This is a genomic window from Microbacterium sp. CFH 31415 (genome assembly GCF_022538185.1).
GTDB lineage: Bacteria > Actinomycetota > Actinomycetes > Actinomycetales > Microbacteriaceae > Microbacterium.
In genome coordinates, this window is sequence record NZ_JAKYXC010000009.1 from 135,455 (window position 1) to 160,457 (window position 25,003).

22 protein-coding genes are annotated in these 25,003 nt (G+C 70.1%); 8 read left to right on the forward strand and 14 right to left on the reverse strand.

The window, feature by feature from the left end; genetic code table 11:
* Positions 1 to 63 precede the first annotated feature (63 nt).
* From MK786_RS11360 to MK786_RS11375, 4 genes are all read left to right on the forward strand, one after another.
* Positions 64 to 1,464 carry an O-antigen ligase gene (locus MK786_RS11360; RefSeq protein ID WP_241112348.1) on the forward strand — a complete coding sequence of 467 codons (1,401 nt, stop codon included), beginning with the start codon at positions 64 to 66 and terminating at the stop codon, positions 1,462 to 1,464.
* Entirely contained in the window at positions 1,461 to 2,783 is a 1,323-nt protein-coding gene (locus MK786_RS11365; protein ID WP_241112349.1) for an O-antigen ligase, read from the forward strand. Before MK786_RS11360 ends, MK786_RS11365 begins: the two co-directional genes overlap by 4 nt.
* Before the next feature lie 104 nt (positions 2,784 to 2,887).
* Positions 2,888 to 4,798, forward strand: coding sequence for a glycosyltransferase (locus tag MK786_RS16470; RefSeq protein WP_241112350.1), 1,911 nt, complete (start codon positions 2,888 to 2,890; stop codon positions 4,796 to 4,798).
* Positions 4,795 to 5,799 carry a glycosyltransferase gene (locus MK786_RS11375; protein ID WP_241112351.1) on the forward strand — a complete coding sequence of 335 codons (1,005 nt, stop codon included), beginning with the start codon at positions 4,795 to 4,797 and terminating at the stop codon, positions 5,797 to 5,799. The genes MK786_RS16470 and MK786_RS11375 overlap by 4 nt, the downstream gene beginning before the upstream one ends.
* Here MK786_RS11375 and MK786_RS11380 read toward each other — a convergent pair.
* Genes MK786_RS11380 through glf form a run of 3 tightly spaced genes read right to left on the reverse strand, consistent with a single transcriptional unit; the run spans position 5,784 to position 8,495 of the window.
* Positions 5,784 to 6,530: an ABC transporter ATP-binding protein gene (locus tag MK786_RS11380; protein WP_241112352.1), complete on the reverse strand. Its 747-nt coding sequence runs from the start codon at positions 6,528 to 6,530 to the stop codon at positions 5,784 to 5,786. The genes MK786_RS11375 and MK786_RS11380 overlap by 16 nt on opposite strands.
* Positions 6,530 to 7,336, reverse strand: coding sequence for an ABC transporter permease (locus MK786_RS11385; protein WP_241112353.1), 807 nt, complete (start codon positions 7,334 to 7,336; stop codon positions 6,530 to 6,532). Before MK786_RS11385 ends, MK786_RS11380 begins: the two co-directional genes overlap by 1 nt.
* A 22-nt stretch (positions 7,337 to 7,358) precedes the next feature.
* A complete protein-coding gene (gene glf, locus MK786_RS11390) occupies positions 7,359 to 8,495 on the reverse strand; it encodes a UDP-galactopyranose mutase (RefSeq protein ID WP_241112354.1) in 1,137 nt (378 codons plus the stop codon).
* A gap of 326 nt (positions 8,496 to 8,821) precedes the next feature.
* Here glf and MK786_RS11395 point away from each other — a divergent pair, with 326 nt between their 5' ends.
* Complete coding sequence (locus MK786_RS11395; protein ID WP_241112355.1) at positions 8,822 to 10,048, forward strand: FG-GAP-like repeat-containing protein; 1,227 nt, start codon at positions 8,822 to 8,824, stop codon at positions 10,046 to 10,048.
* A gap of 23 nt (positions 10,049 to 10,071) precedes the next feature.
* On the opposite strand, the gene MK786_RS11400 is transcribed toward MK786_RS11395, so the two are convergent.
* Complete coding sequence (locus tag MK786_RS11400; protein ID WP_241112356.1) at positions 10,072 to 11,367, reverse strand: nucleotide sugar dehydrogenase; 1,296 nt, start codon at positions 11,365 to 11,367, stop codon at positions 10,072 to 10,074.
* Between the two features lie 91 nt (positions 11,368 to 11,458).
* Between MK786_RS11400 and MK786_RS11405 the strand changes: the two genes are divergently transcribed.
* Positions 11,459 to 12,634, forward strand: a complete 1,176-nt coding sequence (locus MK786_RS11405; protein WP_241112357.1) for an acyltransferase — start codon at positions 11,459 to 11,461, stop codon at positions 12,632 to 12,634.
* Here MK786_RS11405 and wecB read toward each other — a convergent pair.
* Positions 12,604 to 13,683, reverse strand: coding sequence for a non-hydrolyzing UDP-N-acetylglucosamine 2-epimerase (gene wecB, locus MK786_RS11410; RefSeq protein WP_308220039.1), 1,080 nt, complete (start codon positions 13,681 to 13,683; stop codon positions 12,604 to 12,606). The two genes, MK786_RS11405 and wecB, sit on opposite strands and share 31 nt — an antisense overlap.
* A 112-nt stretch (positions 13,684 to 13,795) precedes the next feature.
* Here wecB and MK786_RS11415 point away from each other — a divergent pair, with 112 nt between their 5' ends.
* Positions 13,796 to 15,151 (forward strand): glycosyltransferase, encoded by a 1,356-nt coding sequence (locus tag MK786_RS11415; protein ID WP_241112358.1) that lies wholly within the window; start codon positions 13,796 to 13,798, stop codon positions 15,149 to 15,151.
* Complete coding sequence (locus tag MK786_RS11420) at positions 15,148 to 15,588, forward strand: hypothetical protein (RefSeq protein ID WP_241112359.1); 441 nt, start codon at positions 15,148 to 15,150, stop codon at positions 15,586 to 15,588. The genes MK786_RS11415 and MK786_RS11420 overlap by 4 nt, the downstream gene beginning before the upstream one ends.
* A gap of 42 nt (positions 15,589 to 15,630) precedes the next feature.
* Here the strand turns inward: MK786_RS11420 and MK786_RS11425 are convergent, their stop codons facing one another.
* The 9 genes from MK786_RS11425 to MK786_RS11465 all read right to left on the reverse strand — a co-directional run bounded on the left by MK786_RS11425 (position 15,631) and on the right by MK786_RS11465 (position 24,988).
* Positions 15,631 to 16,785 (reverse strand): hypothetical protein, encoded by a 1,155-nt coding sequence (locus MK786_RS11425; RefSeq protein ID WP_241112360.1) that lies wholly within the window; start codon positions 16,783 to 16,785, stop codon positions 15,631 to 15,633.
* A gap of 71 nt (positions 16,786 to 16,856) precedes the next feature.
* Positions 16,857 to 18,089, reverse strand: coding sequence for a hypothetical protein (locus MK786_RS11430; RefSeq protein ID WP_241112361.1), 1,233 nt, complete (start codon positions 18,087 to 18,089; stop codon positions 16,857 to 16,859).
* The gene (locus MK786_RS11435) at positions 18,086 to 19,867 is read right to left on the reverse strand and encodes an ABC transporter ATP-binding protein (RefSeq protein WP_241112362.1); all 1,782 of its coding nucleotides are present in this window, start codon (positions 19,865 to 19,867) and stop codon (positions 18,086 to 18,088) included. The genes MK786_RS11430 and MK786_RS11435 overlap by 4 nt, the downstream gene beginning before the upstream one ends.
* Positions 19,868 to 19,870: 3 nt before the next feature.
* Positions 19,871 to 20,857, reverse strand: a complete 987-nt coding sequence (locus MK786_RS11440; RefSeq protein ID WP_241112363.1) for a Gfo/Idh/MocA family protein — start codon at positions 20,855 to 20,857, stop codon at positions 19,871 to 19,873.
* Entirely contained in the window at positions 20,857 to 21,954 is a 1,098-nt protein-coding gene (locus tag MK786_RS11445) for a DegT/DnrJ/EryC1/StrS aminotransferase family protein (RefSeq protein WP_241112364.1), read from the reverse strand. The genes MK786_RS11440 and MK786_RS11445 overlap by 1 nt, the downstream gene beginning before the upstream one ends.
* Positions 21,951 to 22,562 (reverse strand): acyltransferase, encoded by a 612-nt coding sequence (locus MK786_RS11450; RefSeq protein ID WP_241112365.1) that lies wholly within the window; start codon positions 22,560 to 22,562, stop codon positions 21,951 to 21,953. The genes MK786_RS11445 and MK786_RS11450 overlap by 4 nt, the downstream gene beginning before the upstream one ends.
* Positions 22,563 to 22,626: 64 nt before the next feature.
* Positions 22,627 to 23,814, reverse strand: coding sequence for a glycosyltransferase (locus tag MK786_RS11455; RefSeq protein WP_241112366.1), 1,188 nt, complete (start codon positions 23,812 to 23,814; stop codon positions 22,627 to 22,629).
* On the reverse strand, positions 23,811 to 24,257 hold the full coding sequence (locus tag MK786_RS11460; protein WP_241112367.1) for a DUF2304 domain-containing protein: 447 nt from the start codon (positions 24,255 to 24,257) through the stop codon (positions 23,811 to 23,813). Before MK786_RS11460 ends, MK786_RS11455 begins: the two co-directional genes overlap by 4 nt.
* Positions 24,254 to 24,988: a glycosyltransferase family 2 protein gene (locus tag MK786_RS11465; protein WP_241112368.1), complete on the reverse strand. Its 735-nt coding sequence runs from the start codon at positions 24,986 to 24,988 to the stop codon at positions 24,254 to 24,256. The genes MK786_RS11460 and MK786_RS11465 overlap by 4 nt, the downstream gene beginning before the upstream one ends.
* Positions 24,989 to 25,003: the final 15 nt, after the last annotated feature.

Here is a 25,003-nt window from a genome sequence, read left to right on the forward strand (position 1 = left end):
GGCGTGCCTGCGACGGCCGTTCCCGCGAGATCCCGCACGGGGTCGGGGGTAGCCTGTGATGCGATGGCCGTCCACTCGAAGCACCCGGCGTCGGCGCCGCCGGCTCCCCCGGTCCGTGAGAAGACGGGGCACCTCATGCTGCGCGGATGGTGCATCTTCGTGATGTTCATGTCCCTGTCGGGCACGGCCTGGGTGCACGCGTTCGGCGAGCTGACCGCCGCGGCCATCACGATCGCGGGCGGCATCCTGTCGGTCATCCTGTGGTTCGTCATCCGTCCGCCGGTGCACTGGCAGCGCCTGCCGTGGTTCGTCGTCGCCTACGTCGCGTGGGCGACGCTCTCGCTCATCTGGTCCGCCTGGCCGCAGACGACGGCGCTCACCCTTCTGCTGCTGTGGATCACGACCATCCAGGCGCTCTTCGTCGGCAGCGTGCTCACCTGGCGCGAGCTCGTGAGGGCCGCGGCATCCGCTCTCAAATGGGTGATCGCACTGTCGATCGTGTTCGAGCTGTGGGTGGCGGTCTTCGTGCAGGCCCCGATCCTGCCGGGCTTCGTCGTGGGCAAGGCCGATGACCCCATCGAGTACTGGTCGCGCAACAACCTCTTCGACTGGGGCACGCGCATCCAGGGGATCATGGGCAATGCCAACCTGCTCGGGCCGGTGGCGCTGCTGGCGATCATCGTGTTCGCGATCCGCATCGCCGCGGGGGCACCCCGTCGCGCGCTGCTGTGGGCCTGGATCGCCGTGTCGGCGTACCTCTTCTACCGCGCCTCGTCCGCCACTGCGTACGTCGCCGCCGCCGGCGTGCTCGTGGTGCTGGCCACCGTGCTGCTGATGCGGCGCGCGCGGCGGCCGGGTGAGCGGACGCGGTACTACATCGGCTACGCCGTCGTCGGACTCGGCGGGCTGGCGGTGCTCTACTTCTTCCGCACCGCGATCTTCAGCGCGCTGGGCCGCGACTCCGACCTCACCGGACGCGAGACGATCTGGGAGAAGGTGCTCGAGCGGGCGTCCGAGCGCCCGTGGGTCGGCTGGGGCTACGCGACCCCGTGGGCACCGTGGGACCCTGCGTTCGACGGCTGGATCATCGACCACGGCCAGACCGTGCTGCAGGCCCACAACATGTGGGTCGACATCCGGATGCAGCTGGGCATCGTCGGCGTCGTCCTGCTCGGCCTGCTCTACCTCGCCTTCATCTGGCGCTCCTGGTTCTTCGCGGTCGACCGGCCGCGCTGGGACCTGCGCGACGACCGGCCCTACTCGTCGCTCACGCTCCTGCCGACGCTGGTCGGGGCGATCGTGCTGGTGCAGGGCCTCGCCGAGTCCTCCCCCCTGCTGCTGTGGGGATGGCTGTTCGTCGTGATGCTCGGCTCCAAGATCAAGCAGTCGCCGCACGTCGGCGAAGGCCCCGCCGAGCAGAGTGCCGCGATCGAGCGCGGCGAACCCGAGAAGCAGGAGTCGTGACGGTGCCGCCGGCTCGCCCCGGCCACGCCGGCTGGCTGAGCACGCTGCTGGGGTCGGCGTCGTTCGCGCGCGCCTACACGCTCTCGGTTCTCGGGGCCGTCTTCGCCTCGTTCGCGGTCGAGCGGCTCGCCGGCCGCGTGACCTACATCACGATCATCGCCGGGCTGTGCGTCATCGGCGCGGGCGTGCTCGTCGTGCGCCGGCAGGAGATCTCGCTGGTCCGCCTCGTGCCCACGACGCTCGTCGCCCTCGTCGGGTGGTCGCTGATCAGCGTGTTCTGGAGCACCGACGCCGCGACCTCCTTTCTGAGCTGGATCACCACCGCCGCGCTCGCGTTCCTCGCGATCGTGATCGGCCACATCCGCGACACGCTGCAGACGGCGCGCGCGCTCGGCGACGTCCTGCGCGTCCTGCTCGGCGTGTCGCTGGGCGTCGAGGTGCTGTCCGGCGTCCTGCTCGATCTCCCCTTCCGGTTCCTCGGGATTCAGGGCAACCTCGCCCAGCTCGGCCCGGTGCAGGGCATCTTCGGCACCCGCAACATGCTCGGGTTCGTGGCCGTCCTCGCGCTCATCACCTTCCTGATCGAGTGGCGCACGCAGTCCGTGCGCCCCGGCGTCTCCATCGCCTCGGTCGTGCTCGCCGGCGGCCTTGCAGCGCTGAGCGACTCCCCCACCGTGCTCGTGCTGGCGCTCGGTGTCGGGCTGGCGGTCGGCGCGCTCGCGTGGGTGCGGCACACCCGGCCCGAGCACCGCGGCGCCCTGCAGCTCGCACTCGGCGCGGCCGTCGTGATCGGCGTCGCCGTCGGATACTTCGCGCGGCACCCGATCATCGCCTGGCTCGGCGCCGGCACCGACTTCTCGATGCGCGTCGACCTGTGGAACGTCATGGTCGATCTGGTGCGCTCGCGACCGGTGCAGGGCTGGGGCTGGTACGGCGCCTGGGCGCCGGCCGAGCAGCCCTTCAGCTTCATCAACTACTTCCTCGAGTCGGCGCACGCCACCGGCCTGAACGCGTACTTCGACGTGCTCCTCCAGTTGGGCTGGATGGGACTGATCCTGTTCATCGCACTCGCCGCAACCGCCCTCGTGCGCTCATGGCTGGCGGCGAGCGAACGCCGCTCGGTCATCTACGCGTGGACGCCGCTCATCCTCATCGCCCTGCTCATCGACTCGATGTTCGAGAGCTTCACGCTGGCGGGCATCGGCTGGCTGATGCTCGTGCTCTGCGCTGTGCGCGCCGGCCTGTCGCGGTCGTGGCGCGAGCGCATCGACGCCGCCTCCGAGACGTCCGGGCTGCCGCACGACGACGAGCGCCTCTGACGCTCGGCTCGAGCCTCGGCGCCCAGGGAGCCGGGGGATCGGCAGGGTAAGCTTCACTCTCGGCCCGACGCCTCGCGCCAGCCTGCAATACGGGAGCTCCTCACGTGACCCACATCCTTCAGAACGTCGTCTTCCCGACGGATCGCGATCCCGACCTCCTCCCCCTGTACGTCGACCCCGAGACGTGGTCGGTCATCGACGAGGAGCCCGTGCGCGTGTCGAGCCGGGCGCACCTGGGGAACATCCTCGGACGTACGTCCGCGCGCATCCTCGCCGGCCGTCGCGTGTCGTTCGGCACGTACTTCAACGCCTTCCCCGCCGCGTACTGGCAGCACTGGACCACGGTCCGGGACGTGCGCCTGACCGTTCGCACGGTCGGCCCGGCCACGATCCTCGTGTACCGGTCCAACGGCTCGGGTGTCCGTCAGCGCATCGATACGCAGGAGGTCGACGGCGCCGCCGCGACGACCTTCGACCTCGTCCTCGATCAGTACAGCGACGGCGGATTCATCTGGTTCGACATCGTCGCCGACGAGAAGAACGCGCTCTTCGAGGGCGCTGAGTGGTCGACCGAGCAGGAGCCGGCGCGCACGGGCAAGGCATCCATCGGCATCACCACATTCAACAAGCCCGACTACTGCGTCTGGACGCTCATCAATCTGTCGGAGTCGCCCGACGTCCTCGAACTCGTCGACCGGATCTTCATCGTCGACCAGGGTGATCGTCGGGTCGACGCGCAGCCCGGGTTCCCGGCGGTGGCCGAAGCGCTCGGCGAGACCCTCGAGATCGTGACGCAGCCGAACCTCGGCGGATCGGGCGGCTTCGCGCGCGTCATGGCCGAGAGCCTCGCGCGCCCCGACACCGAGTTCGTGCAGCTGATGGACGACGACGTGCGCCTCGAGCCCGAGTCCGTGCGCCGGTCGATCATCTTCTCGCGCTTCGCCACCGTCCCCACCATCGTCGGCGCGCACATGTTCGACCTGCTCGACCGGCCGAAGCTCCACGCGTGGGCCGAGGTGGTCGACGAAGAGCCGTTCATGTGGCGTGCCCTGTACCAGGAGAAGCTGCCGCACGACTTCAGCGTGGCCAACCTCCGGCAGACGCCGATGCTGCACATGCGCCTCGACGCCGACTACAACGGCTGGTGGATGTGCAGCATCCCGGTCACGGTGATCCGCGAGGTCGGCCTTCCCCTTCCCGCCTTCATCAAGTGGGACGACGCGGAGTTCTGCCTGCGCGCACGCGAGGCGGGCTACCCGACCGTGTCGATGCCCGGCGTCGCGCTCTGGCACGTGTCATGGGTGGGCAAGGACGACTCCATCGACTGGCAGGCGTACTTCCACGCGCGCAATCGCATCGTGGCGGGTCTGCTGCACTCACACGTCCCCCGGGGCGGCACGCTCATCCGGCACAGCCGCCGGATGGACCTGAAGCACCTGATGATGATGCAGTACTACCCGGTCGCACTGCGGCATCGAGCGCTCAACGACGTCCTGTCCGGTCCCGAGCACATGCGGGCGAACCTGGCCACCGCGATGCCTGCCGCGCGGGCGCTCGCGGCCGACTTCGCCGAGACCGTTATCTACAAGGATGCCGGCGTGCCGTTGCGCTCGCGCCGCGGCCGCGTGGTCTTCAAGCGCCTCTCGGTCCACAAGCTCGACAACCCGACCGGCCTGCGCCTGCGGTGGTTCACGCTGTCGACCCTTGCGTCTCACTGGTTCCACGCGCCGAGACCCGAGAACGTCGCCGAGCCCGAGGTGGAGTTCGGCAAGGGCGATGCGCACTGGTGGCGCATCCCTCGGTACGACAGCGCGCTCGTGAGCGCCGCCGACGGCTCGGGCAAGAACGTCTACACCCGCGACCGCCGGCAGTTCCGGCGCATGCTGCTCGAGAGCTTCCGGCTGCACCGGCGCCTGCGCCGCGAGTGGCCCAAGCTCGCCGCGCGCTACCGCGCCGCAGCGGCCGATCTCACCTCGCTCGCCGCGTGGGAGCGCACCTTCGAGGAGTCCCGTTGACCCAGCCGAACGATCCCACCAGTGAGCCGTTCGACCCGGCGTCGGCGACGATCGCGATCGTCACCTTCAACCGCTCGGCCCTGCTCACCCGGTTGCTCACCAGCATCGGCCAGATGGACCCCCGTCCCGGTCACGTCGTCGTGATCGACAACGCGTCCTCCGACGACACGACCGACGTCGTGGAGTCGTTCCGCGATCGCCTCGGCGCGACCCTCGTCTACCGCCGCATGGAGAAGAACACCGGCGGGTCCGGCGGATTCAGCGAGGGGATGCGCGTCGCCTTCGAGCTCGGGTCGGAGTGGATCTGGCTCATGGACGACGACGTCGAGGTGATCCCCGACGGCCTGGCGAAGATGGGGACGTGGGCGCCGCGCTTCAAGAGCATCCAGGGCCGCCGCTACGACTACGACGGCAGCGAGTTCTACTGGCAGTACCGCCTGTCGATCCCGTTCGGCATCCCGATCCCGTTCGCTCCCGCCGGCTTCGACGAGTCGCGGTACCGCGAGATGAACTCCGGATGCTTCGAGGGCATGTTCATCCATCGCGACATCGTCGCGCAGATCGGACTGCCCGATCCCCGGTTCTTCATCTACTGGGACGACTCGATCTACGGCTGGCTGGCGTCACGGCGCACCACCGCGGTCATCGTGGACGAGTTCGTGCTGCGCCGGACGCGCGAGATCAAGCAGTGGGACATGGGCGTGCGTCACCTCAACGCCTCGAGCGACGCCTACCGGTACTACATCATGCGCAACCGCGGCTACATGAAGCACTACTTCATCGCGAACGGCGCGTACCGCCCGGTGCGATTCTGGCTGGGCTCGGGCCTCACCTTCGCCAAGGAGCTGATCCGCCTTGTGTTCGTCGAGCGCAAGGTGCGCGGCACGAGCAACCTCTTCCGCGGGATCCGCGACGGCCGCCGCATCGCCCGCGACACCTCGTGGACGCCGATGCCGCCGCTCGCCGCCGCGGACGCCCCGGGCAGTCAGCCGGCGTTGTAGTCGGCGTTGTACCGGTCGAGGACCTCGCCGACGGGCGCGTCCAGCGCGAGGCGCCCCTTGTCGAGGTAGAGGCCGCGCGTGCAGAAGCGCCGCAGGTCGCGCTCGTTGTGGCTGACGAAGAACAGCGTGCGTCCCTCGGCCAGCAGCTCGTCGATGCGCGTGTAGCACTTCTCCCGGAACGCCTTGTCGCCGACGGCGAGCACCTCGTCGACGAGCAGGATCGGCTCTTCCAGCTGCGAGACCACGGCGAACGCGAGGCGCACCTTCATGCCGTTGGAGAGGTGCTTGTAGGGGGTGTCGACGAAGTCCTGCAGCTCGGCGAAGTCGATGATTCCGTCGAAGCGCCGCGAGACCTCGGCCCGCGGCATCCCGTGCAGACCCGCTGTCAGGCGGACGTTCTCGCGCACCGTCAGATCGCCGACGAAGCCGCCCGTGATCTCGATGAGCGGGGCGACGCCACCGTGGACGGTGACGCTGCCCTCGTCCTGGATGAGGACGCCCGCGACCATCTTCAGCAGCGTGCTCTTGCCCTGACCGTTGCGACCGACCACGCCGATGGACTCGCCGGGACGCACGTCGAAGCTGACGTTTCGCAGCGCCCAGAATTCGCCCGGCTTCGACCGGCGCGACGAGTCCGCGAACAGATCCTTGATGCTGCGGCGGCCGCGCCGGTTGCGGCGGAACCGCACGCCGAGATCCTTCACCTCGATGGCGAGATCGGATGCCGTCATCACAGCTCCTTCAGGAGGGGGCGCTCGAGCCGGCGGAACACGAACAGTCCCAGGGCGAGGAACAGGAACGAGATGACCGCGCCGATGCCGACGACCCACGGATCCCACTCCTCCGGGAAGAACCCGACGCGGTACAGCGCGAAGATGCCGGACAGCGGGTTGAAGGCGGCCAGGGTCTCGAACACCCCGGGAAGATCGGAGACGCCGTAGATGACGGGGGACGCGTAGAACAGGGCACGCAGGATGAGCTTCGTGGTGCGCTCGAGGTCGGTCCAGATGACGCAGAGCGGGGCCACGAGCAGCCCCAGACCGACGAGCAGCACCGCCTGCAGCACCACGGCCACGGGGAACAGGAGCAGTCCCCAGTTGAGCTGGACGGGGGTGTCGCCGAACGAGGCGACCACGACGAACAGCACGAGCACCGGGAGCGAGCACAGGAACTCGATGCCCTTGGACAGCACGATGCGGTTGACCCAGATCGAGCGCGGGATCGCCGTCGAGCGGACGAGCCGGGCGTCCTTGCTGAACGCCCGCGTGAAGTCGGACACCGCGGCGTTGAACCACACCCAGGGAAGGAGCGCCGTGATGAGGAACACGATGTAGGGCTCGTGACCGACGGTCCGCTGGAAGATCTGCGTGAAGACGAACCAGTAGATCGCGCTCATGACGAGCGGATCGAGCACGGACCACAGATAGCCGAGCGCGCTCGTGGAGTAGCGGACCTTCAGGTCGCGCCCGGACAGCAGCCACAGCGAGTGGAGATATCGCCTCGGCGATCCGGGGGCGCCGACAGCCGCGGTGGTCACGATGCGAGTCTAGGGCCGGGGCTCAGGCGAGCTGGTTGTTCCACATGGACAGCGCCGAGCCGATGGCCATGTGCATGTCGAGGTACTGGTACGTGCCGAGCCGTCCGCCGAACAGGACGCCCTGCTCGCCCTTGGCGAGCTCGCGGTAGGCGACGAGTCCCGCGCGGTCGTCGGGGGTGTTCACCGGGTAGTACGGCTCGTCCTCGCGTGTCGCGAAGCGCGAGAACTCGCGCATGATGACGGTCTTGTCGGACGGGTAGCGGTCGGCTCGCTCCGGGTGGAAGTGCTTGAACTCGTGGATGCGGGTGTAGGGGACGTCGGCGTCGGCGTAGTTCATCACCGAGGTGCCCTGGAAGTCGCCCACGTCGAGCACCTCCTGCTCGAAGTCGAGCGTCCGCCAGGAGAGCGCGCCTTCGGCGTAGTCGAAGTAGCGGTCGACCGGGCCGGTGTAGACGATCGGCAGCTGCCCGACGGTTGCGGTCTTGTGGAGCGGCTGCGAGTCGTCGAAGAAGTCGGTGTCGAGGCGCACCTCGATGTTCGGGTGGTCGGCCATCCGCTCGAGCCACGCGGTGTAGCCGTCGGTGGGCAGACCCTCCCACGTGTCGTTGAAGTAGCGGTTGTCGTAGGTGTAGCGCACCGGCAGTCGGCTGATGATCTCGGCGGGCAGGTCCTTCGGGTCGGTCTGCCACTGCTTCGCGGTGTAGTCGCGGATGAACGCCTCGTAGAGCGGCCGCCCGATCAGGGCGATGCCCTTCTCCTCGAGATTCGCCGCGTCCTTCACGTCGAACTCGCCGGCGAGCTCGTGCACGAGCGCGCGCGCCTGGTCGGGCGAGTACGCGGCCTGGAAGAACTGGTTGATGGTGCCGAGGTTGATCGGCAGCGGGAACACGACGCCCTTGTGGTTGGTGTAGACGCGGTGGACGTAGTCCGTGAACGTGGTGAACCGGTTGACGTACTCCCACACCCCCGGGTTGGACGTGTGGAACAGGTGAGCTCCGTAGCGGTGCACCTCGATGCCCGTCGTCGCCTCGTCCTCGCTGTACGCATTGCCGCCGAGGTGGGGCCGGCGATCGATCACCGTCACCTTGCGACCGGATGCCGCGGCCCGCTCCGCGATCGTGAGGCCGAAGAAGCCGGAGCCGACGACGAGAAGATCCATGCGGTTGTGCGCTTTCGTGAGACGGGGTGCCGCAGACACGGCGACGCGGCGGGCAGAAGGCCACACCGCGCATGTGCAGTTTACCGGGATGCCCTTGGCCGTCCCTGAACGCGCAGAGGGTGAGAGGCGGTTAATTTAGCGATCTCCCACCCCGGGGCGCACGCGAAACGCCGGTGTCGGACGGTTTCGTCCCCCAAAAAGGGGACACGTCCCGGCTATTGGTCCGACCGGCCTCTCGGCTAGCGTGAGGGGCAAGCGTTGCTCCGAGCGCCCGGGCGTCCCCAAGCCCTGCATGTGTACGACCCAGCGTACGAAGGAGGGCCGCTATGCGCGCCCGAACACTGTCCATCCTCCTGCCCGTCATCCTCATCGTGGGGGCGGGCGTCGCGACCGCCGCACCCGCCCACGCCGCCACCGGCGACGCGGCGAAGGTCTTCAGCCAGACGAACGCCCAGCGCACGAAGGCCGGCGTCAAGCCGCTCATCTCCGACCCCGCACTCGACAAGGCGGCCGCCGAGTGGGCCCGGGCACTCGCGAGGTCGTGCACCTTCAAGCACAGCACCGCGACGTGGCGAGCCGACCGCGTCGCGAAGGCAGGCTGGTCGGCGACCGGCGAGAACATCGCCGCCGGCTATTCCGTCAGCGCGGTCGTCGGTGCGTGGATGGCCTCACCCGGACACAAGGCGAACATCCTCGACAAGCGCTACACGGGTGTCGGGATCGGCTATGCGAAGGGAACCTGCCACTCGTCGTACTGGGTGCAGATCTTCGGCTGGACCAAGACCGCGGCACCCGCCGGCGCCGGTGACGTCAGCGGCGACCTCAACGCCGACGTGGTCGCCCAGACCTCCGACGGGGGCGTTGTGGTCTACCGCGGCAACGGCAAGGGCGGATGGAACGGCTCCGTGACGGCGAGCAAAGGCTGGGCGTCGGACGACAAGCTGGTCACGCTCGGCGACTTCACCGGCGACGGGATCAGCGACCTCGGCAGGGTGGGGAAGGACGGCGTCTTCGAGCTGCTCAAGGGCACCGGCGCCGGCAACTACGCCTCACCGGCCGCCATCGGCACCGGATGGGGCGGGTACCGCCGCGTCATCGGCGGGCTCGACGTCGACGGCGATCGCCGCCCCGACGTCCTCGCGGTGAACTCCTCCGGTGCGCTCATCCTCCACCGCGGCAGCGGCTCGGGCACATTCACGGGGAAGGCGCAGACCGTCGGAAAGGGCTGGGGAAGCATGACCGCGATCCTCTACGCCGGCGACTTCAACGGCGACACCCGCGGCGACCTGATCGCCCGCAAGAAGGACGGAACCCTGTGGCTCTACCCGACCACCGGAACCGGCTCGTTCGGCACCGCCAAGCGCATCGGCACCGGGTGGGGCTCGATGACGGCGGTCTTCAGCCCTGGCGACTTCGACGGCTCGGGAAAGCCCGACGTCCTCGCGCGTCGCAGCGACGGGAAGCTCGTGCTCTACCGCGGCAACGGCAAGGGCGGGTGGGGCACGGTCTCGGTCATCGGCAGCGGCTGGACGAAGTTCGTCGGCATCGGCTGACGGCCGCCCTCAGGGGCGCGCCGTCAGGACGCTGCGCCCACCACGATGCGCGGCGTGCCCGTCCAGACAGCGGCATCGGTCGCGTTGCGGCCGTCGACGATCAACCGGATGCCGGGCAGGTCGGCCGGGGTGACCGATCGGTACTCCGCATGGTCGGTCTGCAGGATCGCCAGTTCGACCTCCTCGCCCAGGGCGAAGGGCTCGAAACCCAGAGCGCGCAGTTCGTCGTCGGTATAGAGCGGGTCGTGGACGCGCACCTCGGCCCCGCGGGACCTCAGCGCCTCGACGGTGGGGAAGACCCCTGAGAACGCGGTCTCCTTGACGCCGCCGCGGTAGGCCGCGCCGAGCACGACGGCACGCGTGCCGTCAAGCGAGCCGAGGATGCCAGCGGCCTGGCCCACGAGCCGCTCGGGCATGGAGGCGTTGAGGAGACGCGCGGTGCGGACGATGTCGGCGTCGGGGTCGGTCGAAAGGTACAGGCGCGGGTAGACCGGGATGCAGTGCCCGCCGACGGCGATGCCGGGGCGATGGATGTGGCTGTAGGGCTGCGAGTTGCAGGCCTCGATGACCTGGTACACGTCGATGCCGTGCTCGGCCGCGAAGAGGCCGAACTGGTTGGCGAGCCCGATGTTGACGTCGCGGTAGGTCGTCTCGGCGAGCTTCGCCATCTCGGACGCCTCGGCGCTGCCGAGGTCCCACACGCCGTTCGGACGCGGCAGGTCGTCGCGCTCGTCGAACTGCAGCACGGCCTCGTAGAACTCACGTGCCCGCTGGGCCCCGGCCTCGGACAGGCCGCCGATGAGCTTGGGGTACTTGCGCAGATCGGCGAAGACCCGGCCGGTGAGCACGCGCTCGGGAGAGAAGACGAGGTGGAAGTCGGTTCCCTCGGTGAGGCCCGAGCCCTCCTCCAGCATCGGCTTCCAGCGACCGCGGGTCGTGCCCACGGGGAGCGTCGTCTCGTACGACACGAGCGTGCCGGGCGTGAGGTGCTCCGCCAGCGATCGGGTGGCGGCATCCATCCACGCGAAATCGGGCTCCCACGTGGTGTCGTTGACGAAGAGCGGCACCACGAGCACGACGGCGTCCGCGCCGGGGATGGCCTCGGCGTAGTCGGTGGTCGCGCGCAGGCGGCCGGCGGGGACGAGCGCGGACAGCTTCTCCTGCAGATGCGCCTCGCCGGGGAACGGCTCGAGGCCCGCGTTGATGGTCTCGACCGCCTTCGCGTTGACATCGACGCCGATCACCTCGTGACCGGAGTCGGCGAACTGGACGGCGAGAGGAAGGCCGATCTTTCCGAGGGCCACGACGGCGATGCGCATGGATTCCAGTCTAGGTGAGCCCGGGAGCGCCGAGCGGTGGTGCCGCCGATGCGGGCGAGGGCGAGGAGGGGTGCCGATACAATCGACGCTCGTGACCCCCGACCCGGCTGCCCGTACGCTCGGGCGCCTGGATGCCATCACCGGCCTGCGGTGGTGGGCCGCCTTCGCGGTGTTCCTGTTCCACATCAACAACCTGGTGCCGCTCCCCCTCCCGATCGCGGAGATCGCCAAGTTCGGCTACCTCGGCGTGGCCTTCTTCTTCGTGCTGTCGGGGTTCGTGCTGACCTGGTCGTGGCGGCCCGAGGTCGACAAGCGCACGTTCTACTGGCGACGGTTCTCGCGGGTGTACCCGCTGCACGTCGTGACCCTGCTGCTCGCGATCCCGGTCTTCTACAGCTTCGCCCCCGATCCGGAGCAGACCTGGGTGAAGCCCTTCGACATCGCGCTGCTCGTGCTGTGCCTGTTCCTGCTTCAGGGATGGTCACGCGACCCGGTCATCCTGTTCGCGGGGAATCCGGCGTCGTGGACGCTCACCGCCGAGGCGTTCTTCTACGCACTGCACCCGTTCATCACGCTGGTGGTGCGGCGCCTCACGCTGGTGGGCGCGCTCGCCGCGGCAGGCGGCGTCGTGGCGTTCGCCTTCGCGACGCGGGGTTGGATCGCCCTCGACCCGGGCGGGATGGTCGGCGCGCTCCCCTGGCCTGTTCTGCGGCTGAACGAGTTCGTGCTCGGAATGTGCCTCGCTTGGGCCTTCCGGAAGGGCTGGCTCCCCCGCATTCCGCTGATCGTTCCCGTCGCACTGATCGGCGCGTGGCTCGTCACGCTCGCGATCCTGCCGGATCGACCGGAGACACTCGCTGCCTACGGCGCGGTCGCCCCGTACACCAACGAGATCGCCACAGCGCTGTGCGCCCTGCTGATCGTGTCGGTCGCATCCCTCGACATGCGGGGCAGGTCGCGCATCATGTCGTCGCGGCCGCTCGTCGCCCTCGGGGAGTGGTCGTTCGCGTTCTACCTCATCCACGCGACCTTCATCTACGTCGCCCGCGACCTGTTCGGCCGTCAGCCGGGGGGCTGGACCGGACTGCTGTGGGTCGCCGGCATGCTCGCACTGTCTATCGTCGCGGCGTGGGCGCTGCACGTGCTCGTCGAGGCGCCCGTCGAGCGACGGCTCCGCCGCTGGCAGAACCGGCGCCGCGACGAGCGGACGGTCGCTGCCGCCGCGGACGAGCGGCGTCAGGACGACGTGTCGCCCGCAGGGTTCTGAAGCGCCCGGATGACCCGCTCCGCCGCGTGCCCATCACCGTAAGGGGCCGCCTGCGTGTCCGCCGGCCGCGGGCGGGTCACGGCGGCGGCGATCTCCTCCGCGGTGTTCGCGAGGACGTTCCAGCCCAAGTCGACCGTCTCGACCCACTCGGTCTCGGTGCGCACCGTGGTGCAGGGAACACGCAGGAGGAAGGCCTCTTTCTGCAGCCCGCCGGAGTCGGTCACGACACCGGCGCTCGACAGCGCCGCGGCGATGAGATCGGCGTAGGCCAGCGGTGAGTGCGCGATCAGTGAACCCTGCGTGAGAGCGATGCCGTGCGCCGACGCCTTCGCTACGACGCGCGGGTGGGCGAGGAGGACGACGGGCTTGTCGAGCGCGGCGAGGCCTGCGGCGACCTCGGCGAGACGCGCGGGGTCGTCGGTGTTCTCGGCGCGGTGGATGGTCGCCACATAGAAGCCACCCGGCTCCACGCCGAGCTCCTGCATGAGCGGCGACGGCGCATCGGCGATCTCGTCGCGCACCTCGAACAGCACGTCGGTCATGACGTCGCCGACCAGGACGGTGCGTGCCGCCAGGCCCTCAGCGGCGAGGTGGTCGACGGCGACCTCGGTCGGGGCGAGCAGCAGATCGGCGGCGTGATCGGTCATCACCCGGTTGTGCTCCTCGGGCATGCGCCGGTTGAAGCTGCGCAGCCCCGCTTCGAGGTGCGCGACGGGGATGTGCATCTTCACCGCGCTCAGCGCCGCGGCCACAGTCGAGTTGGTGTCGCCGTAGACGAGGACCCAGTCGGGTCGATGCTCGTCGAACACGGCGTCGAGCGCGGCCAGCATCGCGCCGGTCTGCACTCCGTGCGATCCGCTGCCGACGCCCAGGTGCACGTCAGGTGCGCCGATCCCCAGATCGTCGAAGAAGACGTCGGACAGCATCGGGTCGTAGTGCTGTCCCGTGTGCACGATCACGTGCTGGACCCCGGCTGCCTGCGCGGCTTTGTGGATCGGGGCGAGCTTGACGAACTGCGGGCGTGCCCCGACGACGCTGACGATCTTCACGGTCAGCCAGTGTACGTGGCGCATCCTGCGCGTGCTCGCGTGCGGCACGGCCGGCCCCAGTACACCGCCTACGATGGATCGAGTAACGCACGAGAGAGCGAGCCGCAGCGCCGTGACCGACACCACTCCGTCCGAGAGCACGGAGGACGCCCCCCGTCCGCATCTGCTCTACGTCGCGTGGGGCTTCCCTCCCTGCCGGGGCAGCGGCGTCTACCGCGCATGGGCGACGGCGAACGCGTTCGCGGCCGCCGGGTGGGACGTCACCGTGCTCACCGTGCCACGTGAGGTGTTCACGCTGTCGACCGGCGTCGACGAGTCGCTCGAGCGCACCGTGGACCCGCGCATCGAGATCGTGCGCGTGCCCTTCGACTCCGCGGCGTTCCAGAACGACCTCCGGCGCTGGCCGTGGCTGCGCGCGACCGCCCCCGAGCTGTGGAACGTCCTGAACGCCCGCAAGGAGCAGCGCACCTTTCCGGAGCGCACCTACGGCCTGTGGCGGCCGGCACTCGAGACCGCCGCGCTCGACGTGCACGCGCGGCATCCGGTCGACCTCGTCCTCGGCACCGCGAACCCGCACGTGGACTTCACACCCGGTCTGCGCCTGCACCGCGATCACGGCATCCCCTACGTCATGGACTACCGCGACGCGTGGCAGCTCGACGTGTTCACCGGCGCACGCCTCAGCGCAGCCGACAGCGCAGTGGCGGAATGGGAGCGTGAGCTGATCGCCGACGCCCACGCAGTGTGGTTCGTCAACGAGCCGATCCTTCGCTGGCATGCCGAGCTGTACCCGGAGGCGGCCGATCGATTCCGCGTCGTCTCGAACGGCTACGACAGCGCTCCCGACGACCACCCCGGATCCACGGAGGGCGACGGACTGGTCTTCGGGTACCTGGGCACCATCTCATCCGCCGTCCCGATCGACCGTCTCGTCGAAGGCTGGAAGGTCGCCCGCAGCCGTTCCCCGCTCGTGGCCGCCTCGCGCATCGAGCTGTGGGGCCATCTCAACCACGTCGGCACCCCCAACGAGGCCGTGTCCCGCCAGATGGCCGGCTTCGCCGAGAACGGCATCGCGTACCGCGGCCCGGTGCCCAAGCAGGATGTCGGTCACGTCTACTCACGGTTCGACGCGCTTCTGCTGGTACTGGGCACCGGCCGATACGTCACGAGCGGCAAGGTCTTCGAGTACGCCGCGACCGGCCTGCCGATCGTCTCGGTTCACGACCCGGGCAACGCCGCGAGCGACGTCCTCCGCGACGCGCCGGCATGGTACCCGGTGGCCTCCATCGACAGTCCCGACGCCATCGCGGATGCTCTGATCGCCGCGGCCGAGCGCGCGAAGACCCAGCTGCCCGAGGAGCGCGCGGCCGCGCGGGTCTGGGCAGGGCAGTTCCAGCGCGCGCGCCAGCTCGATCCGCAGATCGACGCGTTGCACGAATTCGTCGAGCAGCGGAAGGTCGCGCAATGAAGGTCGTGGTCTTCGCCCCGTCAGGTGCAGTCGCGTCGGCCCTCGATCAGCTGCCACTCAGCGACGACGACGACGTGCTGGTCGTCGCGGGCGGCGCGCCCGACATCGACGCCGGCGTGCGCACCGTGATCATCACGCCCTCGCTTCGCGCGGCCACGCGCTGGGCCGGTGCGGCGCTGGGCGGGTCGGTCGCGGGCCGCAACCTCCTGCGCCTGACACCGCTCGACCCCGGACGTCGTTTCGCGGGAGCGACGCGACGTGCCCGCCGGCTGCGGACGGAACTCGCGGATGCCGACCTCATCGTCGCACTCGAGCGCGACGGGATCCTCGCCGCGTGGCACGCGGCCCGCCGCGCCGGCGCCCGTGCGCACGCCGTCTACGGTGTGCCGGCCGCGCAGGGTCGGATGGCGGAGGGCCGAGCCGCACGCGCGGACTGAATCGCGCGGCCCTCCCCGCCGCATGCCGCCGACGGTGTGCGCTCAGGCGGTGGCAAGGCGTGTGAGGATGCCCTCTTGCACCGCCACGTCGGCCTCCGACGACAGAAGCTCCGCCACGTCGTCCGCGTTCTGCTTGAATCGCCGGACGTCATCGGGTGACAGCCCCCGCAATGTGCGGGCCAGATCGGCGGCGGAGTAATCCGCCGTGATGGCACCGAGGTCGTGGCGGCGGATGAGGCGGTCGGTCTCGACGGACGGTCCGAACACGATCCCCAGGCGGGCCTGGACGAAGTCGAAGAACTTGTTGGGCAGCATCAGCCGGTGGTTCGGGGTGTGCGGGGGGAGGATGAACACGCCGAGGTCGTAGGTGTTGAGGGCGTCCGGAAGGTCGTCCGGCGCGACGGGCGGATGAAGCGTGGTCCGAGGGCTCGCCTGGATGCGGTCGACGAGGCGCTGCCAGTACTTGTCGCCCTGGCGAGACGGGATCAGGAACAGGTCCAGGGAGTACGCGTCACCGAGCAGATCGACCGCGTCGATGATCGCCTCGATGTTCCGCCCGGGGACGGCGCCGCCGCTGTGGACGAGCCTGATGCGGTCGTCGGCGAGCGGCGATGGAGAGAGGTCGGGCCGATACGCGATCGCGTTGCGCACGATGCCCATGCGCACCCCGAAGCGCTCCTCGTACATGGTCGCGATCGACTGGTTCACCGTCGTGCTCGCGTCGATCCGGGGGAGGTACGTGCGGCATACCCAGTCCATGAACGGCGCCACCAGCAGCCGCCACGACAGCACGTGAGAGCGCTCTGCCGGCGCCCACTCGTGCAGGTCGCACCAGATGCGCGGAGCGCCGGCCACGACGCTCGCGAGCGGAAGTGCGCGGGCTTCGTTCGCAACGACGATGTCGAACTCACGGTCAGCGAGCAGCTCCTTCCCCGCCCGCACGGCGGGGGCGTCGAGCGCCACCGACCGGTAGCGGCGCAGGCCGAGTTTCAGGACGCCCGGGATCGTCTGCGGAAGGGACGGCAGCGCGCTGTCGATCTGCAGGTGATCGTGCGCGGCGTCGGGTCGCTCTCCGTACGAGAGCGTGGTGACCTCGCCATGCCGCGCGAGCACGTCGAGCTGCCGCAGCACACGCGCGTCGGCGCGGATGTCGGAGAAGGAGATGCAGAGGATCCGCGGGCGCGGGCTGTCGTTCACGGGCAATTCCAGAGGATCTTGTCGCGCGTCGCGACGACGGGAAGGGCGGTCGCGGACCAGGTCGAAGCCTATCAGCGGGAGGCGTGCCGGCCCGCCGAGTCGCCGAGGAGGAACTCCCGCATCGCCCGCGCCGATGCTGCGCCGTCGTGCACCGCGTCGACGAACGCGGGACCTGCCGCGGCGACGGCGGCCCAGCGCGCCGGGTCTGAGACGATCTCGCGAATGCGGGGTCCGACCTCATCGATGCGGGTCTCGATGAGCGGCAGCTCGTGCCCGGTCAGGCGTTCGACGGTGCGGCGGACATCGGCGTGGACGTGCCCGATCACGAGCCGGCCCGCAGCCATCGCCTCGCACGCCGCGACACCGTAGTCGCCGATGCGGAACTGGTCGAGGACGATGTCGGCCTGGCGGTACACGTCCGGCATCTGCTCGGCGGGGATGCGCTCGAGCCGCCGGTACACGATGAGTCCCTCGCGCTCGAGGGCGGCGAGCTGCTCGTCGACCTGCGGCCCGCCCTTCAGCGGTGAGTTGCTCGGCACGTAGGCCACGACCGGCACGGCGCCGGTGAGCGGAGAGTGCTCGGCACGCCAGCGCGCCGGGTCGACGACGACAGGGAGCCACCTCGACCGCGGCACGTCGAGGAGTCCTGGCGTCGATACGAAGACCGGGAAGTCCGAGTCCTCGACCATTCGACGGTGAGCGCGGGCGTTGGCCTCGAGGATCCGCGTGGAGTCCGACGGGTACGCGCCACGCTCCCCGAATGGCGAGTCCTGCTCCCAGGCGGCGTGCGCGCTGGGCAGGCGGATGTCGCTGCCGTGCCAGAGCAGCGCCACGCGGACGCCGTGCCGCTCGGTGTCGCGGGCGACCTGAACGGGGGTCCGGCCCGGGTCGGTGCCGTATAGGTAGCGACCGGATTCGAGCATGGCGTGGGTGAACCCGCCGAGCACCGCGTGGCGCTGCCTGCGCTGCCAGCCGCGGGCGAACAGAAAGGCCCCCTCGGGAACCGATGTGTCGGCCGGGAACCCGAAGGCCGCCATCCCCGTACTGGTGGTCTCGAGGTTGGCCGCACCGACCCCCGGAAGGGTCTCGGCGGCGCGGGCCCAGCGGAAGCCTTGACCCGCAGAGTTCACCGGCGCGATCAGCAGCCGCACGTCGCCGTCGGGCGCCTGCGAGACCGGCAGCGGATGGACGCGCCAGCCGAGCCTTCCGGGGAGGATCCGCCCGAGCACCGGGTCGGGCACCAGCGCCAGCACCGCACGGGCTGCCCGGACCGCGAGGCGCCGCAGCGTCGTCCCGCTCCTCACGCGAGCCCGGCGAGACGCGCTTGGTGCGCGAAGTCGGTGTTCTCGGCCACGACCTCGTCGAACGTCCCCTGCGCGGCGACCTCGCCGTCGCTGAGGAAGAGGATCTGGTCCGATTCGCGGATGGTGCTCAGACGGTGCGCGACGGCGATCACCGTCACGTCGCCGCGGAGCCCGCGGATCGCCTCGGCCACGTCGGACTCCGTCTTCGTGTCGAGGGCGCTCGTCGCCTCGTCGAGCACGAGGATGAGGGGATCGGAGTAGAGCGCCCGGGCGATGCCGAGGCGCTGGCGCTGGCCGCCCGAGAGACTGAGCCCACGCTCTCCCACGCGCGTGTCGAGTCCGTCGGCCCGACCCTCGATGACGCTCCACAGCTGGGCACGTCGGGCGACCTCTTCGACGCGAGCGCGGTCGTAGTCGTCGGTCCAGGTGAGGGCGATGTTCTGCGCGATGGTTCCGTCGAACAGCGTCACCTCCTGCGGTACGTAGCCCACGTGCTCGCGCCAGGCCCGCAGCACGTCGGTCAGCGGCCGCTCGTCGATGCGGATCACCCCGGACGTCGGCGTGAGCAGGCCGAGGATGAGGTCGATGAGGGTGGACTTCCCCGCACCGGAGGCGCCGGCGATGCCGACGCTGCTGCCGAGCGGGATCTCGACCGAGACGTCGCGAAGAGCCGGGATGTCGCTGCCCGGGAAGGAGAAGGAGATGTCGTCGAGTTCCAGCTTCCGCGGAGCGGCCGGCAGCGGCTCACGCCCGAGCTCCTCGCGGTCGGCGTGGAACTTCTTGGATGCCTCGACATCGGCGATGACGAGCTCGATGTACGGGCCCGCGGTGACCGTCCGGGTGAGTACGGTCTGGAAGCCCGTCAGCGAGGGCACCAGGCGGAAGCCGGCGATGCCGAACAGGGCGACTGCCGAGATCGTGGCGTCCATGTCGCCGCCGTTGGCGATGTAGGCGGCGCCGCCCACAACGACGAATCCACCGATGATCGCCGCGTCGAAGATGAACCTCGGCACGGCCGAGAGGAAGCTCGCGTTGGCGCGCGCCTGCGAGGTCATGCGACGCGTCGCCCTCACGACGTCCGCGACTTCGTCCGCCTTGTCGCGCAGCGTGATCTCCTTGAGGGAGGCGATCATTCCCGAGATCAGGGCGGCCACGCGCAGTGACGAGTCCCGAGCGACGCGAGCGGCCTGGCGGGTCTTGCCCGTCAGCACGAGGTACTGGAGCAGCGCGATGCCGCCCAGATACACGGTCGTGATGACGGCGGTGAGGGGCTGGGCGACGACGATGATCGCGACGACGCCGACCGCCGTGACGATCAGGCCGGGCAGTGTGGTCACCGGGAGGAGGAACCCGGCGACGACGTTAGCGATCGCGCTGTCGGTCATCGCGACGATCTGGGCGCTGTTGCGCGAGATCCGATCGGTCCACGATGAGCGGATGTACGCGCCGAACAGCTCCTGGCCGACGGCCAGCTCGTAGGTGGCGAAGCGGCGGGTCGCGATCCACTGCAGCCAGACGTTGGCCGCCGACTTCGCGATGACCACGCCCGCCAGCACCAGGATCAGCCAGATGACCCGGTCCTGGGGGATCGCGCCCACCAGGGGCAGCTGGACGCCGCCGGCGACGGTGCCGGCCAGCACCACGGCCAGCGTCATGAGCGCCGCGACGTCGATGATGGCGAGCACCGCCGAGACGATCCCGAACACCAGGAGGAACCTGCTGGCCGATGCCGGAAGCAGCGGCAGCAGCCTTCGGAGGGTGCGAACGATCTGGACCATCGGTCAGAAGCGCACGGACTCGCCGGTGCGCGCCGAAGCCAGCGAGGCCTCGACGACGGCGAGGGTGCGCAGTCCCTGCTCCATGGTGACGACGTCGGTCGGCACACCGAGGACGGCGTCGCGGAAGGCCTCGTGCTCCACCCGCAGCGGCTCGCGCTTGGCGAAGGCGTAGCGGGTGACATCGCCCTCCGACACGCCCCGGAATGACGACACGGACTCCCACTCGAGCGGGATGGTGCCGTTGGCGTAGAAGGTGAGGTCTCCCGTCGAGGTGTCGGCGACGAACGCGCCCTTCTCCCCCGTGACCACCGTGACCCGCTCCTTCATCGGGCTCAGCCAGTTCACGATGTTGTTGACGATGACGCCGGATGCGGTGCGCCCGGTGATCGTGATCATGTCCTCGTGCTCGCGGCCGCTCTTGAAGGCCGTCTGGGCGAAGACGCGCTCGTAGTCGCTCTGCACCACCCAGGCGGTGAGGTCCACGTCGTGCGACGCGAGGTCCTTGGCCACTCCGACATCCGCGATGCGCGAGGGGAACGGCCCCTGCCGGCGCGTGACGACCTGGTACACCGCGCCGAGCTCGCCCGCTTCGATGCGACGGCGGAGCTCCTGCAGCGCGGGATTGAAGCGCTCGATGTGCCCGACTGCGCCGACGAGACCGGCAGCGGCGAACGCGTCGACCATGCGCTGCCCTGCCTCGACCGTGTCGGCGATGGGCTTCTCGACCAGGGTGTGCACGCCGGCCTCCGCCAGCTTCAGCGCAGCAGCCTCGTGAAAGCGGGTCGGGACCGCGACGACGGCGATGTCGAGGCCCTCGGCGATGAGCGCGTCGATGTCGGGGAGGATCGCGAGGTCCCCCGCGACCCCGTGCGGGTCTCCTCCGGGGTCGGCGATCGCGACCAGGTCGACGCCGTCCAGCTCGCGCAGCACGCGCGCGTGGTGACGCCCCATCATGCCGACGCCGAGCAGGCCGGCTCGCAGAGCGGCCATCAGGCGCCTGCTCCTGCGACGGCGTTGACGGCCTCGACGATGCGCTCGAGGTCGCCTCCCGACAGCGAAGGGTGCACCGGGAGCGAGACCACTTCGCGCGCTGCGGTCTCGGTCGCGGGGAGGTCGAGTCCCGGCGCGAAATGCGCGAGCGACGGGAGCCGGTGGTTCGGGATCGGGTAGTACACGCCGCTGCCGACGTTGTGCTCGGACTTGAGCGCGGCGACGAAGCCGTCGCGGTCGTCGGCGACCCGGATCGTGTACTGGTGGTAGACGTGGACGGCGCCGTCGAGCACCGGCGGCACCACGACACCGCTGAGGTTCGCATCGAGGAACGCGGCGTTGGACTGGCGGGTCGCCGTCCAGGCATCCACCTTCGTCAGCTGCACACGTCCGATCGCGGCGTGGATGTCGGTCATGCGGGCGTTGAAGCCGATGACCTCGTTCTCGTACTGGCGCTCCATACCCTGGTTGCGCAGCAGACGCGCAGTACGCGCGATCTCGTCGTCCGCTGCCGAGATCATGCCGCCCTCGCCGCTGGTCATGTTCTTCGTCGGGTAGAGCGAGAACATGCCGAACGCGCCGAACGTGCCGACGGGCCGCCCGTCGAGCGACGCGCCGTGCGCCTGCGCGGCATCCTCGTAGAGCGCGATGCCGTGCTTCGCCGCGATGGCCTCCAGCTCGCGCATCCGGGCGGGGTGGCCGTAGAGGTGGACGGGCATGATGCCCTTGGTCTTGGAGGTGATGGATGCCTCGACCGCGGCGGGATCGAGGGTGAACGTCTCGGGCTCGATGTCGGCGAAGACCGGGGTCGCGCCGGTGAGGGCGACCGAGTTGCCGGTGGCGGCGAACGTGAACGACGGCACGATGACCTCGTCGCCGGGCCCGACGCCCGCGGCGAGGAGGCCGAGGTGCAGGCCGGCCGTGCCGGAGTTCACGGCGACGACCGGGCGTCCCTGCACGAAGTGCTCGGAGAACTCGCGCTCGAATGCGGCGACCTCGGGCCCCTGCGCGACCATGCCGCTGCGCAGCACGCGGTCGACCGCTTCGCGCTCCTCGTCACCGATGATGGGCTTGGCGGGCGGGATGAACTCGCTCACGCGTTCTCCTCTGTCAGGAGTCCGTCGGACTCGATGTATCGGGCACCCGTCGCCGGGCAGATCCAGGGGCCGTCGGGCTCGTCGCGGGTCAGCGGCACTCCCGCCCTGCCCACCCAGCCCAGGCGCCGCGCCGGCACGCCGGCGACCAACGCGTACGGGGGGACGTCCTTCACGACGACCGCGCCGGCCGCGACGGTCGCCCAGGCGCCGATGGTGACCGGCGCCACGCACGTGGCCCGCGCGCCGATGGACGCACCGGTCTCGATGGTGACCCCCACGGGCTCCCAGTCGTGCGCGCTCTTGAGCGACCCGTCGGGATTGATCGCACGGGGGTATGTGTCGTTGGTCAGCACGACCGCGGGTCCGATGAACACGCCGTCGCCGAGGCGCGCCGGCTCATAGACGAGGGCGTAATTCTGCAGCTTGCAGTTGTCGCCCATCACGACGCCGGTGCCGACGTACGCCCCGCGGCCGACGATGCAGTTGCGACCGAGAACCGCCTGCTCGCGGACCTGGGCGAGGTGCCAGATGGACGACCCGTCGCCGATCGTGGCGTCGGAGGAGACGTCGGCCGAGTCGACGATGCGCACGGCGGAAGAGTGTGTCACGGTAGGGGGCTCCTTGCACCAGGCCGCAGGCCGGCGTGCGGTGCGGGTCGATTGTATCCGGCGGTCATGGCCGCCTGCTGAGTGCCGACAGCACCGCCCGGGCGGCACGCTGACCCACCGCCGCGAGGGAGACATGCTCGAGAGCCCAGCGGGCGCGCTCGGTACGCCGGCGGTCCGTCTCGCCGGACTCGGCGGCCGCGAGCAGTCGTCGCATCGCGTCGGCGACCTCGTCCGCGTCGAAGCCGACGGCTTCCCCCAGCTGCGCCTCGGCGACGAGCTCACGACCCGATCGTGCACCGGCGAAGAGCACCGGGGTGCCGCATGCCGCGGCTGCGTAGGTCTTCGTCGGCCGGGCGAAGTCGTACCCGATGCCCGGGGCGATGCTGACGAGGGCAGCGGTCGCGCCCCGGATCCACGAGGCGGCGTCGGCGGGACCGACCACGCCGCCGAAGGTCACCCGCCCGGGCACCAGCCGCTCAGCGAGGGCGCGGAGATCGCGCTCGACAGCGCCCTGGCCGAAGAAGCGGAGCGAGACGTCCGGATGCTCGTCCGCGATCGAGGCGAAGGCGCGGACGAAGATGTCGGGGCGCTGCCACTCCGACATCGTGCCGGTGTAGACGAAATAGCGGTCGTGCGCGGCCGGCGTGAGATCGGGCGAGAACACCGCGGTGTCGACGCCGTTTCCGACGACGACGACCCGGTCACGGTCGGCTCCCAGCGCGACGAGCCTGTCGGTCACCTCGTCGGAGATCGACAGCGTGACCGCTGCGCGCCGGAGCACCGCGCGCTCCATCCAGCGCATCACCGCGACGACCGGAGCCGAGGCGCCCATGGACTTCACGCCGTCGGTCCAGACATCCGCCGCGTAGTACGCGAAGGGACGGCGTCGCAGTGCCGCCACGACGGCGACCACGAGTCCTGTCGTCGGCGGCGACTCCGCGACCGCAAGGCGCCAGCGGCGGAAGAGGATTCTCACAACCAGCGGCGCATCGAAGCTCGCGTACTGCACATAGCCGCGCACGTTCCCGCCGCGGTCGCGCAGCACAGGCCAGCGGGAGACCGCGACACCGTTCGGATCGGGGGTCGCGGGTGCGTGAGGGGGCGGCGCGGTGGTGATGACGGCGACGTCGGCGCCGGCATCCGACAGTCCGCGCGCGAGCGCTCCCAGCCGGAACGCGCCCGCGCTCACTTCGGGCACGAACAGGCGCGACGCGATCACGACCGCGGGGCGGCCGGCGGCGGGTGCCGTCATCGCCGTCCGTCCGAGCGATCGTCCGCCGTGTCATCGGCGGCGGTCTCCGCCGGTGGCGTCGGTGTGGCCGCGGCGTCGGCCCCGCCACTGCGGCCGGCGCGCTCGAGCTCGGCCAGCCGCTGCTCGTGGAACGCGCTCTGCTCGGCCAGCGTGCGGATCTTGTCCTCCACGCGCGTGAGCTCGGCGCCGTACTGGAGGCTCACGAGGAACAGCAGCCCGATCGCGATGAAGAACACCAGGTTGGTGGGAACCGCGATGCCGAGCAGCCTGGCCGCCCACGTCAGCGTCTGCGGGAAGATCGCGACGACAAGGGCGATCACACCGCCGACGAGCCACCACACCGCGTGACGCTCGCGCAGGGTCGCACGCCGCATCAGCTCGATGATCGCGACGAGAGCCAGCAGTGCGGCGGCGATGCCGAAGGCGTACGTCATCGGATTCATGAGGCCACCTCGGCAGGAATCGGCACACGCGGGCGCAGGAGCGCGAGGAGGAAGGCGATGCCCGCGCGCAGCAGGTACACGCTGGCGCGCAACGGCTGGTGCGACGGGGCCCCCGCCTGGCGCGGCCTCATGGCGACGGGGAGCTGTGTGAGACGAAGGCCCGCGCGGGCGCCGATCACGAGCGCCTCCACGGTGTCGCCCAGGTACTCGGCCGGATAGGTGTCGGCGAACAGGCGCACCGCTGCCGGACCGTTGGCCTTGAAGCCGCTCGTCACGTCGTCGAGGCGATGCCCGGCGACGCCGCTGACGGCGCGTGCCAGCACCCGCATCGCCCAGCGCCTCGGTCCCCGCGCGCCGTAGTCGCCGACGCCCGCGAACCGGGCGCCGATGACGACGTCCGCGGTGTCGAGCCGGGCGATCAGCTCGGGGATGTAGCGCGGATCGTGCTGTCCATCGGCATCGACCTGCACCACGACCGTATGGCCGTGATCGCGTGCGTAGCGAAAGCCCGCGCGCATGGCTCCTCCGACACCCAGGTTGAACGGCAATCGGAGCAGGACGGCGCCGGCCTCGCGCGCGACACGGGCGGTGGCGTCGGTCGACCCGTCGTCCACCACGAGGCAGACGGCTGCGGGCACCGCGTCACGGACGCTCTGCACCACCGTCGCGACCGACTCCTCCTCGTTCAGCGCCGGAACGACGACGAGCAGGTTCTGCACGGGGGCGGGCATATCACGCAATCCTAG